This window comes from Nocardioides agariphilus (assembly GCF_015352445.1).
In the GTDB taxonomy this organism is placed as follows: Bacteria; Actinomycetota; Actinomycetes; order Propionibacteriales; family Nocardioidaceae; genus Nocardioides; species Nocardioides agariphilus.
In genome coordinates this window covers 102,160-114,435 of the sequence record NZ_JADKPO010000012.1, presented here as the reverse complement: position 1 = coordinate 114,435, position 12,276 = coordinate 102,160, and the positions used below count along the sequence as shown (strand labels likewise).

Sequence of the window (12,276 nt, the reverse complement as noted above, 5' to 3'; positions counted from 1 at the left end):
TAGGTCCTAGACCGCACAGTCGTGGTCTGAGGCTCCAGGTCAGGGATCTTGACCGATGCGGCACGAAGGGGCTTAGGCGAAGGCTGAGGTCATCAGCAGGAGCCACCCCCTCCATCTCAACCTCAGCCAGGAGCCCATCATGAACAGCTACCACTACGAGACCATCGCCCGCCAGCGCATGCAGGAGACCGCCGCCAGGGCGCGCACCGCCCACCAGCGTCACGGCATCGGGACCCGCCCCCGGTGGCGGTTCCCGAAGGTCTCCTTCCCCACGCGCCGGCCCACCACGTTCGTCCCGCGACCCGCGTGAGCACCCCTGGGTCAGCACCCTTCCCATCGACCCGCCCGGCCCCCGGGCGGGTCGATGGCGTGTGGCGTGGCACCTGCCAGGTCAGGAGGTTCTCCCGATGTCCTAGGTGGCCCCTTAGCCGAAGAGTAAGGACATCGGCAGCACCGATATCTCGACAAGGGAGAAGGACATGAACGGCTACCACACCACCCGCATCGCCTGGAGCCACCAGCCCACCCACCGTCCGCGCCGGCGCTCCGGCGGCACCTTCATGACCCTGCTGGCCAAGGCGCGCGCGGCCCATGAGGCCCAGCTGACCGCCCAGCCGACCCCCCAGCCAGCCCCGACCGCAACGCCCGCCCCCGCCCACTGAACGCCGAGTCGGCGTCAGGTGGCGCGGACGGCGACCAGGTCGGCGAACTCCTCGAGGGCGGTGCGCACGGGCCCCTCGGGTACGGCGGCGAGCGCGGCCTTGGCCTCGGCGGCACGCGCGATGACATAGTCGCGGGCCTGGTCGATCGCAGGGTGGGCGCGCAGCAGGCCGAGAGCCTCGGCGTGGAGAGCGTCGTCGGTGAGGTCGCCGTCGAGCAGCTCGACCAGACGGGAGTCCTCGGGGCGGGCCGTGCCCCGGGCGATCAGGACAGGCAGCGTCGGGACACCCTCGCGCAGGTCGGTGCCAGGGGTCTTGCCCGAGACGCCGGCCTCGGAGGCGACGTCGAGGATGTCGTCGGAGAGCTGGAAGGCGACGCCGACCATCTCGCCGTAGGTCGTCAGGGCCTGTTGCACCTCGGGGGTCGCGCCGCCGAAGATCGCGCCGTAGCGAGCCGAGGTGGCGATCAGCGACCCGGTCTTGCCAGCGACCACGTCGAGGTAGTGCTCGAGCGGGTCCTCGTCGGGGCCGGGCTCGAGGGTCTCGAGGATCTGGCCCTCGACCAGGCTGGTGAACGTCTGGGCCTGGATGCGGACGGCGTCGGGGCCGAGCTCGGCGGTCAGCTCCGAGGACTTCGAGAACAAGAAGTCGCCGGTGAGGATCGCGACGTGATTGTCCCAGCGGGCGTTGGCCGACGCAGAGCCGCGGCGCAGCTCGGCCTCGTCCATCACGTCGTCGTGGTAGAGGGAGGCCAGGTGGGTGAGCTCGACGACGCAGGCCGCGGTGATCACGTCCTCGACGTCGGGGTGCTGCCCTGTCTCGGCGGCCAGCAGCACCAGTAGCGGGCGGAACCTCTTGCCGCCGGCCTCCATGAGGTGGCTGGCCGCCTCGGTCACGAACCCTGCGCGGCTGCGCACGTGGCCGGACAACGCCTTCTCGACCTCTGCCAGCCGGACCTGCAGACGAGCGGACAGGTGCTCGTCGAGGACGGGAAAGGCCAGCCCCGAGGAGTTGCCAGGGGAGTTGCCGGTGGTCACCTGAGGAATTGTCCCGCAACTCCGGCCAGGTTCAGAACCGGTCCGGGGATCACGCCCAGCACCAAGGTGGCCGCCGCACCGACCGCGATCGTCGAGGAGGTCAGCACCGACGGGTGCACGACATAGGCAGCCTGCTCGGGCTCGGGGTCGTGGAAGAACATCACCACGATGACGTAGACGTAGAAGTACGCCGCGACGACGCTGCTCAGCACACCCACGATCACGACCGGCCAGGCACCCGAGGACATCGCGACCTCGAAGACCGCCCACTTGCCGATGAACCCGGAGGTGAGCGGGATGCCGGCCAGGGCCAGCAGGAACAGCGCGAAGACGCCAGCGACCAGCGGCGAGTGCTTGCCCAGCCCGGCCCAGCGTGACAGCGCGCTCGCCTCGCCCGCCGAGTCGCGGACCAGGGACACGACGGCGAAGGCGCCGAGGGCGGCGATGCCGTAGGTCGCCAGGTAGAACAGCACCGCCTGCAGCGAGGTGAGCTGGCCGTCGGTCAGCTCGCCCGCGCCCTCGAGGCCGAGCACGCCGGTCAGCACGAAGCCGGTGTGGGCGATGGCGGAGTAGGCGAGCATCCGCTTCACGTCGCGCTGGGTCACCAGAATCGCGGCGCCGACGACCATGCTCAGAATCGCGATCACCCACATCATCGGCTGCCAGCTCCAGCGGTCGGCACCGAAGGCGACGTAGAACAGCCGCATCATCGCGCCGAACGCCGCGGCCTTGGTGGCCGCCGACATGAACGCGGTCACGGCGGTCGGCGCACCCTGGTAGACGTCGGGCGTCCAGGCCTGGAACGGCACAGCGCCCACCTTGAACAGCAGGCCGACCGAGAGCATGCCCATGCCGATGAGCAGGAGGGTCTGGTTGGAGGCGTCGTTGCGGACGGCGTCGTTGATGGCGCCGAGGTTCATCGAACCGGCGTAGCCGTAGATCAGCGCCACCCCGTAGAGGAAGAAGCCGGAGGAGAACGCGCCGAGCACGAAGTACTTCAGTGCCGCTTCCTGGCTGAGCAGGCGACGCCGCCGGGCCAGCCCACACAGCAGGTAGAGGGGCAGCGAGAGCACCTCGAGGGCGACGAACATGGTCAGCAGGTCGCCCGAGGCGGGGAACAGCATCATGCCCATCAGCGCGAACATCAGCAGCGGGTAGACCTCGGTGTGGTCCAGGCCTGCGGCTTGGCGCTCAGCCTCGGTGCCAGGCAGTGCGGCGGCCTGGCCGGCGAAGGCGGAGACGCCGCCCTCGAGCTGGCGCTCGGCGAACAGCAGGCAGCCGGCCAGCCCGAACAGGAGGATCAGCCCCCACAAGAAGACCGCCGGGCCGTCGACCACGACGGTGCCCATCGAGCCGACGATGCCGCGCGCGGCCCCATCTCCGTGCTCCTTGAGCCGGTTGGCGACCGCGATCACCGCGGCCAGCGTCAGGACGACGCCGCCGATCGCCAGCGTCGACTGCACGAGGTAGCGGTGCTTGCGCGGGACGAAGGCCTCGACGAGGACACCCAGGCAGGCGATGCCGAAGACGATGAACAGCGGCGAGAGCTCGGCGTACTCGAGGGTGGGCTTGACGAAGTCGTCCATGTCAGCGACCTTCCTCGGCGCCGACCACGGTCGGGGCAGGGTCTTGGACGCCGACCTGGTTGAGGATCGCGGTGGCGGCAGGGTTGATCACGTTGAGCAGCGGCATCGGGTAGAAGCCGAACAGCACCAGCGCGACGAGCAGCGGCGCGAGGGTGCCGACCTCTCGCCGGTCGAGGTCGGCCACCGGCTCGGCGGCCGTCACCCCCGGACCGGTGAAGGTGCGTTGGTACATCCAGAGGATGTACCAGGCGGCCAGCACGATGGCGCTGACCGCGATGGCACCGACCCACCAGTGGTGCTGGAAGGCCGCGATGATGACCATGATCTCGGAGACGAACTGCGAGAGTCCCGGCAGCCCGAGCACCGCGAGACCCGCGACCAGGAAGACACCGGCCAGGATCGGCGCGGACTTCTCCACGCCGGTGATGGCCGCGATCGAGGCCGTGCCCTTGCGACGCACCAGGTAGCCGGCTGCCAGGAACAGGGCGGCCGTCGCGACCCCGTGGTTGACCATGTAGAGGATCGAGCCCGACGTGCCTTGGCTGGTGAACACGAAGATGCCCAGCACGATGAAGCCGAAGTGGCTCAGCGAGGTCAGGCCGATCAGCCGCAGCATGTCGTCCTGGCCGATGGCGACCAGCGCGCCGTAGACGATCGAGATCAGCGCGAGCGTGACCACGAACGGCGTGGCCCACTGCGAGGCGTCGGGGAACAGCCCCAGGCAGTAGCGCAGCATGGCGTAGGTGCCGATCTTGTCGAGCACGCACACCAGCAGCACGCTCGTGCCCGGGGTGGCCTTCTCGGTCGCATCGGCCAGCCAGGTGTGCACCGGGAAGAGCGGCGCCTTGACCGCGAAGGCGAAGAAGAACCCGGCGAACAGCCACTTCTGGGTGTCGGGGTCGATCTGGATCTGGGACAGCTCGCTGAGCAGGTACGTCGGGTGGCCGGCGTCCGCCGAGACGGCATAGAGACCGACCACGGCTGCCAGCATGACCAGCCCGCCGAACAGCTGGAAGATCAAGAACTTGATCGCGGCCTTCTGGCGGCCCTCGCGACCGAAGTGGCCGATCAGGAAGTAGCCGGGGACCAGCGAGGCCTCGAAGAGCACGTAGAAGAGGAAGACGTCGGTCGCGGTGAACACACCGAGCGACGCTGCCTCCAGCGCCAGCGCCCAGGCGAAGAACGCCTTGGTGTTGCCGTGGTCGGCGTCGAACCACGACGCGCCGATCACGACCGGCACCAGCACGGTCGTCAGCAGCACCAGCACCAGCGCCATGCCGTCGACGCCGAGCGCGTAGTGGGCGCCGAAGACGTTGATCCACTCGTGGGTCTCGGTGAACTGGAAGCCGCCATCAGCGTCGTACTGGGTGGCCATCACGACCGCGAGCACCAGCGTGAGCAGCGAGAAGCCCAGCGAGATCTGCTTGGGGCGCGACTTGTCGCCTTCGTAGGGCATGGCAGCCGTGACCACCGCGCCGACGAGCGGCACGACGATCAGGACAGTCAGCCAGGGGAAATCGCTCATGCCAGGTTCACCGCCAGGAGGGCAAGGACGACGAGCAGGGCGCCGCCGAGCAGGGACAGGGCATAGGAGCGGACGTAGCCGTTCTGCGTGCGGCGCAGGATCATCCCGATGCCGCTGATGCCGAGCGAGCCGTTCTCGACGACGCCGTCGACGCCCACCTTGTCGATGGCCACCAAGGTGTTGACCAGCGCACCGCCGGGCTTCACGACCACCGAGTCGTTGATGGCGTCGCCGTAGAGGTCGGCGCGGGCTGCGCGCGTCGCGAACGAGACGTCGGTCGGGGCGGTCCGCGGCACGTCACGCTTGCCGACGAGGTACCACGCGGTCGCGACACCGATCGCCACGACGACCACCACCATGGCCGTGACGCCCAGTGCAGGGATCGGCGGCTCCTCGTGCTCGGCCGTGCCGGTGACCGGGGCGAGGAACTCCACGATCCAGTCGCCGGCCAGCATCAGGCCGCCGAGCACCGACAGCGCGGCGAGCACGATGAGGGGCACGGTCATCACCGAGGGTGACTCGTGGGGATGCACGCCCTTCTCCCATCGCTTCTTGGTGAAGAAGGTCATCAGCATCAGCCGGGTCATGTAGAAGCCGGTGATGCCGGCACCGAGCATCGCCAGCAGACCGACCAACCAGCTGTCGGCCAGGGCGGTCTCGATGATCTTGTCCTTGGACCAGAAGCCGGAGAAGCCGGGGAACCCGATGATCGCGAGGTAACCCATCGCGAAGGTCAAGAACGTGACGGGCATGGCCTTCTGGAGCGCGCCGTAGTGGCGCATGTCGACGTCGTCGTCCATGCCGTGCATGACCGAGCCGGCACCGAGGAACATGTTGGCCTTGAAGAAGCCGTGGGTCAGCAGGTGGAAGATCGCGAAGGCGTAGCCCGCGACGCCGAGACCGGCGCCGAGCATCATGTAGCCGATCTGGCTCATCGTCGAGCCGGCCAGCGCCTTCTTGATGTCGTCCTTGGCGCAACCGATGATCGCACCCCACAGCAGCGTGACGGTCGCGACGACCACGACGGCGGTCTGCGCGTGAGGTGCCAGCTCGAAGATGAAGTTGCTGCGCACGATCAGGTAGACGCCCGCGGTCACCATGGTCGCTGCGTGGATCAGGGCCGAGACCGGGGTCGGGCCCTCCATCGCGTCGAGCAGCCACGACTGCAGGGGCACCTGGGCCGACTTGCCGCAGGCCGCCAACAGCAGCAGCAGGCCCAAGATGGTCAAGGTCGTGTCGGACGCGCCGCTGGCCACGTGGCTGATGGTGGAGAAGTCGGTGGTGCCGAACGTCGCGAACATCAACGAGATGCCCATCGACAAGCCGATGTCGCCGACCCGGTTGACGATGAAGGCCTTCTTGGCTGCCGCAGCCGCGGAATCCTTGTGCTGCCAGAAGCCAATCAGCAGGTAGGACGCCAGGCCGACGCCCTCCCAGCCGAGGAACAGGCCGAGGAAGTTGCCCGAGAGAACCAGCACGAGCATCGCCGCGACGAACAGGTTGAGGTAGCCGAAGAACCGACGACGCCTCGGGTCGTGCTCCATGTAGCCGATCGAGTAGATGTGGATCAGGGAGCCGACACCGGTGATCAGCAGCAAGAACAGCGCCGACAGCGGGTCGTAGAGCAGGTCGAAGCCGACCTTCAGCCCGCCCGCCTCGAACCAGGTCCAGAGGTGCTGGGAGACCTGGCGGTCCTCGGCATCACGGCCCAGCAGCTGGAAGAACAACAGCAGGCTGACCAGGAACGAGCCGACCGGCAGCGCGGCGCCCAGCAGGTGACCCCATCGGTCGATGGCACCGCGCGCGAAGGGCGCGACCGCCAGGAGGACGAACGCACCCAGGGCGGGCAGCGCGACGATCAGCCACAGCAGACCGAACGCACCGTCGGCGGCACTCGGGTCGACGACGGGTATGCCGCCGGTCTCGTGCATTGGCAGGGCCATCAGGCTCGACATGGTGTGGTCCTCAGAACTTCAGCAGGCTCGCGTCGTCGACCGAGGCCGAACGACGGGTGCGGAAGATGGTCATGATGATCGCCAGCCCGACGACGACCTCGGCGGCAGCGACGACCATCACGAAGAAGGCCGCGACCTGTCCGTCGAGGTTGCCGTGCTGCTTGGCGAAGGCGACGAGCGCGAGGTTGCTGGCGTTGAGCATCAGCTCGACGCACATGAAGACGACCAGCGCGTTGCGCCGGGTCAGTACTCCCACGCACCCGATCGTGAACAGGATCGAGGAGAGCACGACGTACTGCGTCACGACCGGTCTCCTTCCGGCTCGTCGTCGACACGGTTGACCGGTTGGTCGCCGGCGAGCTGGCGTTCGACGCCCTGCACGTCGTCGGCCATGGCCGGCGCGGAGCGTACGGTGCCGCGCGCCGCCAGCACCCGGGAGACCGAGGCCTCGGCGGGAGTGCCGTCGGGCAGCAGCGCCGGGGTGTCGACCGCGTTGTGCCGGGCGTAGACACCGGGCGGAGGCAGCGCACCGAGGTGGAGGCCGTGCTCGGCGTAGTCGCGCACGCGCTGGTCTGCCAGCATCGCCTGCGTGGGCTTGGGCACCAGGCGCTCACGGTGGGCCAGCACCATCGCGCCCACGGCGGCCGTGATCAACAGGGCGCTGGTGGTCTCGAAGGCGAAGACGTAGCGGGAGAACAAGATGTCGGCGACGGCCGGCACGTTCCCGCCCTTGTTGGCGTCGTCGAGCCCGACCACGGTGCCGAGGGCGAGCTGGCTGAGCCCCACGACCAGGACCAGTCCGAGCAGCAGTCCGCCGACCGTGGCCAGCAGGCGCTGGCCGCGGATGGTCTCGACGACCGAGTCGGAGGCGTCGACGCCGACGAGCATCACCACGAAGAGGAACAGCATCAAGATCGCGCCGGTGTAGACGATGATCTGCACCGCGAACAAGAACGGCGCGTCGAGCACGGCGTAGAGCATCGCCAGGCTGATCATCACGACAGCCAGCAGGAGCGCGGCGTGCACCGCCTTGCGGACGAACAGGATGCCGAGGGCAGCCAGGACCATGACCGGCGCGAGGATCCAGAAGGTCACTGTCCAGCCTCCTGTCGCTGTGAGCCTTCCTGGCCGGACCGGTAGTCGCCGCGGTAGTAGGCGCCCTCGTCGTCGCCGAGGCGCATCGGGTGCGGCGGCTGCTCCATGCCGGGCAGCAGCGGAGCCAGCAGGTCGGACTTCTCATAGATCAGGTCGGCGCGCGAGCTGTCGGCCAGCTCGTACTCGTTGGTCATCGTCAGTGCTCGGGTCGGGCAGGCCTCGATGCACAGGCCGCACAGGATGCAGCGCAGGTAGTTGATCTGGTAGACGCGGCCGTAGCGCTCGCCGGGGCTGAAGCGTTCCTCGTCGGTGTTGGAGGCACCTTCGACGTAGATCGCGTCCGCCGGGCAGGCCCAGGCGCACAGCTCGCACCCGATGCACTTCTCCAGCCCGTCGGGCCAGCGGTTGAGCTGGTGGCGCCCATGGAACCGCGGGGCGGTCGGCAGCTTCTCGAAGGGGTACTGCTCGGTGACGACCTTCTTGAACATCGTCCGGAACGTGACGCCGAAGCCGGCGACAGGATCGATGAACTGCTCCTTGAAGCTCCTGGGCTGGTCACTGTGGCGGTCAGCCATCGATCTGCTCCTCTGTGGTCACGCTCTCGGGCTCCTCGACTGCGACCGCGCCTGCCACGGACTGACCGGCAGCCGACGCGAGGCCGAAGACCAGCGGAGCGGCCGCCCCGCGAGCCGCGCCACCCACCGGCATCGCCGGCACCGGGTAGCCGCCTGCCTCGACCTGGCCGTCCTCGACCACCGGGCCGGCCTTCTCCTCGGCCGCGCGCTCCTCGTCGACGCCCACGAAGAACATCAGCAGGAAGATCACGGCCAGGACGCCGATGCCGATCAGGAGGTACTGACGGTCGATCTGGCCCTCGAGCGAGATCGAGCGGATGGTGCCGACGGCGATGATCCACACCAGCGCGATCGGGATCAGCCGCTTCCAGCCGAACGCCATGAACTGGTCGTAGCGCAGTCGGGGCAGCGAGCCGCGCAGCCAGATGAACATGAAGATGAAGAACAAGACCTTGCCGAAGAACCACAGCACCGGCCAGTAGCCCTGGTTCGCGCCCTCCCAGACCCGGTCGATCCAGAACGGCGCGTGCCAGCCACCGAGGAACAGCGTCGTGGCGAGGGCGGAGACGGTGGCCATGTTGATGTACTCGGCGAGGAAGAACAGCGCGAACTTCAGCGAGCTGTACTCGGTGTGGAACCCACCGACCAGCTCGCCCTCGGCCTCGGGGAGGTCAAAGGGCGCACGGTTGGTCTCGCCGACCATCGAGATGGTGTAGATGGCGAAGGACGGCAGGAGGATCAGCCCGAACCACAGGTCGTCTTGTGCCGCGACGATCTCGGAGGTCGACATCGAGCCGGCGTAGAGGAACACCGCGACCAGCGCCAGGCCCATCGCGACCTCGTAGGAGATCATCTGGGCACTGGAGCGCAAGCCGCCGAGCAGGGAGTACGTCGACCCGCTGGACCACCCGCCGAGCACGATGCCGTAGATCCCCATCGAGGCGACAGCCAGCACGAACAGCACGGCGACCGGCATGTCGGTCAGCTGGAGCGGGGTCCGGTGGCCGAAGAAGTTGACGACCGGCCCGAACGGGATCACCGAGAAGGCGATGAACGCCGGCACCGTCGCGATCACCGGCGCCAGGACGAAGACCACCTTGTCGGCGGCCTTGGGGGTGATGTCCTCCTTGAGCGCCAGCTTCACACCGTCGGCCAACGACTGCAGCAGGCCGAACGGGCCGTGCACGTTGGGGCCGATGCGGTGCTGCATCCGAGCGACGACCCGCCGCTCCCACCAGATGTTGAACAACGTGAGCAGCACCAGGACCAAGAAGACGAGCACGACCTTGATCAGGATCACCCACCAGGGATCCTTGCCGAAGTCGCTCAGGTCGGGGTTGTCGATCGCCAGCAAGGTGATCGAGCTTGTCGAGATCACTCGTCGGCTCCCTTCAGGGTGACCGTGCTGCCGGGCAGGCCGACCTCGGCCAGCAGTCCGCGACCGCTGGAGTTGGCCGGCAGCCACACGACGTCGTCGGCGATCTCGGCGATCGCGGCCGGCACCGTGACCGAGCCGCGCTCACCCGTCACGGTGATGCTGGGGCCGAGGGCGTCATAGACGTTGGCGCTCACCCGGGCCACAGCGACGCGGGCGGTGGCGCGGAGGTTGTCGTCGCCGTCTTGCATCCGGCCGTTGTCGAGCATCTGCTTCCAGGTCGCCAAGGTGACACCCGGGTCGGAGACGTCGTGGGCCTGGACAGGCTCGGGTGCGGCACGTTCGCCGTCCCACGGGCCCATCTCCTCCATCTGCGCCCTGGCCTCGGCCACCGTCCGGAACCCGAGGCTGGTGCCGAGCTCCTCGGCGATGCCGGCCAGGATCCTCAGGTCGGGCAGTGACGACGGCACGCTGAGCACGGCCTCGAAGGGCCGCGGGCGGCCCTCCCAGGTCACGAAGGTGCCGGCCTTGTCGCTCACCGGCGCCACCGGGAAGACCACGTCGGCCACCCGCGTCACGTCGCTCTCGCGCAGCTCGAGGGCCACCACGAACGACGCCCGGTCCAGAGCCGCGCGGAACGCTGCCGGGTCGGCGGTGTCGTCGGGGTCGACGCCACCGACGACGAGTCCGCCGACCTGGCCGGCGTTGACGGCGGCCACGATCTGGTCGGCGTCGCGGCCAGCGGTCTCGGGAAGACCGGAGACGCCCCACGTCGTGGCGGCATCGACCCGGGCAGCTGCGTCGGCCACGGGCCGCCCGCCGGGCAGCAGGTTGGGCAGGCAACCGGCCTCGACGGCACCGCGGTCACCCGCGCGCCGGGGCACCCAGGCAAGCTTGGCGCCGCTCTTACGGGCCACCTCGACCGCTGCGCTCAACGCGCCGGGCGCGGTCGCCAGGCGCTCGCCGACCAGGATCACCGAGCTGGAGTCGATGCCGTAGTCGCCGTGACCGAGCAGGTCTTGGAGGGCGAGGGCCTCGCGTCCGGGCTTGGTGGCGATGAGCTGGCCACCGAGCTTCTGGAGTCCGCGCGACTCGAAGGGCGCGATGGAGATGACGCGGGTGCGGCTGGCTCGGGTCGCCTTGCGCAGGCGCAGGAAGATCGCCCCGGCCTCGTCCTCGGGCTCGAGGCCGGCCAGGACGACGGTCGCGGCGCTCTCGAGGTCGGAGTAGGTCGCACCCTGGCGCAACACGACCTCGGATGCGAGGAAGGAGGTCTCCTCGGCCGAGAGCGGGCGGGCTCGGAAGTCGATGTCGTTGGTGCCGAGCGCGACGCGAGCGAACTTGCTGTAGGCGAAGGCGTCCTCGGCCGTGACTCGTCCGCCGGTCAGCACCGCCGAGGCACCGGCCTCGGCCAGTCCGCGCGCGGCGACGGCGAACGCCTCCGGCCACGAGGCCGGGCGCAGGCTGCCGTCGTCGTCGCGCACCTGGGGGTAGGTCAGGCGATCGGCCGCGTCCGCGTAGTGGAACGCGAAGCGGTCCTTGTCGGTGATCCACTCCTCGTTGACCTCGGGGTCGTTGCCCGAGAGGCGACGCATCACCTTGCCGCGCCGGTGGTCGACGCGGATCGCGGAGCCGCACGCGTCGTGCTCGGCGACCGACGGCGAGGAGACCAGGTCGAACGGCCGGGAGCGGAAGCGGTACTCGGCGGAGGTCAGCGCGCCGACCGGGCAGATCTGGATCGTGTTGCCCGAGAAGTAGGACTCGAAGGGCTCCTTCTCGTAGATCCCGACCTGCTGCAGAGCGCCGCGCTCGAGCAGGGCGATGAACGGGTCGCCCGCGATCTCCTCGGAGAAGCGGGTGCAGCGGGCGCAGAGCACGCAGCGCTCGCGGTCGAGCAGCACCTGGGCCGAGATGCTGATCGGCTTGGGGAAGGTGCGCTTCACGCCGCCTGTCGCGGAGAACCGGGACTCGCCGCGGCCGTTGGACATCGCCTGGTTCTGCAGGGGGCACTCGCCACCCTTGTCGCAGACCGGACAGTCGAGCGGGTGGTTGATCAGCAGGAACTCCATGATCCCCTGCTGCGCCTTGTCGGCGACCGGAGACGTGGCCTGGGTGTTGACCACCATGCCCTCGGCCACCGGCAGCGTGCACGATGCCTGCGGCTTGGGGAACGGGCGGCCGTTGCCGGCGTCCGGGATGTCGACCAGGCACTGGCGGCACGCGCCGACCGGCGCGAGCAGCGGGTGGTCGCAGAACCGCGGGATCTGTACGCCGACCTGCTCGGCCGCGCGGATCAGCAGGGTGTCCTTGGGCACCGACACGGCGATGCCGTCGATCGTCAGGTTGACCAGATCGGTCGTCGCCGCCTCGGTGGTCGAGCCTGTCGAGACCGTCATTTCGGGGTCCCCTCGGAGGCGTGAGCCGGGGGAGCCGCTTGGGGTCCCCGCGGCGTTGTGCGCTGGAGGAGCG

11 protein-coding genes are annotated in these 12,276 nt (G+C 69.0%); 2 read left to right on the top strand and 9 right to left on the bottom strand.

The window, feature by feature from the left end:
• The first annotated feature begins 139 nt into the window (after positions 1-139).
• Positions 140-310 (top strand): hypothetical protein, encoded by a 171-nt coding sequence (locus ISU10_RS10880; protein ID WP_194696410.1) that lies wholly within the window; start codon positions 140-142, stop codon positions 308-310.
• A 169-nt stretch (positions 311-479) separates the two neighbouring features.
• Complete coding sequence (locus ISU10_RS10875) at positions 480-662, top strand: hypothetical protein (protein ID WP_194696409.1); 183 nt, start codon at positions 480-482, stop codon at positions 660-662.
• A gap of 14 nt (positions 663-676) precedes the next feature.
• Here ISU10_RS10875 and ISU10_RS10870 read toward each other — a convergent pair whose 3' ends face one another.
• The 9 genes from ISU10_RS10870 to ISU10_RS10830 are packed head-to-tail and all read right to left on the bottom strand — an operon-like array spanning position 677 to position 12,203.
• Positions 677-1,696 carry a polyprenyl synthetase family protein gene (locus ISU10_RS10870; RefSeq protein ID WP_194696408.1) on the bottom strand — a complete coding sequence of 340 codons (1,020 nt, stop codon included), beginning with the start codon at positions 1,694-1,696 and terminating at the stop codon, positions 677-679.
• Entirely contained in the window at positions 1,693-3,282 is a 1,590-nt protein-coding gene (gene nuoN / locus ISU10_RS10865; protein WP_194696407.1) for an NADH-quinone oxidoreductase subunit NuoN, read from the bottom strand. The genes ISU10_RS10870 and nuoN overlap by 4 nt, the downstream gene beginning before the upstream one ends.
• Position 3,283: 1 nt before the next feature.
• Complete coding sequence (locus ISU10_RS10860) at positions 3,284-4,807, bottom strand: NADH-quinone oxidoreductase subunit M (RefSeq protein WP_194696406.1); 1,524 nt, start codon at positions 4,805-4,807, stop codon at positions 3,284-3,286.
• Positions 4,804-6,738 carry an NADH-quinone oxidoreductase subunit L gene (gene nuoL / locus ISU10_RS10855; protein ID WP_194696444.1) on the bottom strand — a complete coding sequence of 645 codons (1,935 nt, stop codon included), beginning with the start codon at positions 6,736-6,738 and terminating at the stop codon, positions 4,804-4,806. The genes ISU10_RS10860 and nuoL overlap by 4 nt, the downstream gene beginning before the upstream one ends.
• Positions 6,739-6,772: 34 nt before the next feature.
• Complete coding sequence (nuoK, locus tag ISU10_RS10850; RefSeq protein WP_194696405.1) at positions 6,773-7,066, bottom strand: NADH-quinone oxidoreductase subunit NuoK; 294 nt, start codon at positions 7,064-7,066, stop codon at positions 6,773-6,775.
• Positions 7,063-7,857 (bottom strand): NADH-quinone oxidoreductase subunit J, encoded by a 795-nt coding sequence (locus tag ISU10_RS10845; protein ID WP_370865151.1) that lies wholly within the window; start codon positions 7,855-7,857, stop codon positions 7,063-7,065. Before ISU10_RS10845 ends, nuoK begins: the two co-directional genes overlap by 4 nt.
• Positions 7,854-8,432 carry an NADH-quinone oxidoreductase subunit NuoI gene (gene nuoI / locus ISU10_RS10840; RefSeq protein WP_194696404.1) on the bottom strand — a complete coding sequence of 193 codons (579 nt, stop codon included), beginning with the start codon at positions 8,430-8,432 and terminating at the stop codon, positions 7,854-7,856. Before nuoI ends, ISU10_RS10845 begins: the two co-directional genes overlap by 4 nt.
• Positions 8,425-9,807: an NADH-quinone oxidoreductase subunit NuoH gene (gene nuoH / locus ISU10_RS10835; RefSeq protein WP_370865159.1), complete on the bottom strand. Its 1,383-nt coding sequence runs from the start codon at positions 9,805-9,807 to the stop codon at positions 8,425-8,427. Before nuoH ends, nuoI begins: the two co-directional genes overlap by 8 nt.
• Positions 9,807-12,203 carry an NADH-quinone oxidoreductase subunit G gene (locus tag ISU10_RS10830; RefSeq protein WP_194696403.1) on the bottom strand — a complete coding sequence of 799 codons (2,397 nt, stop codon included), beginning with the start codon at positions 12,201-12,203 and terminating at the stop codon, positions 9,807-9,809. Before ISU10_RS10830 ends, nuoH begins: the two co-directional genes overlap by 1 nt.
• Positions 12,204-12,276 lie beyond the last annotated feature (73 nt).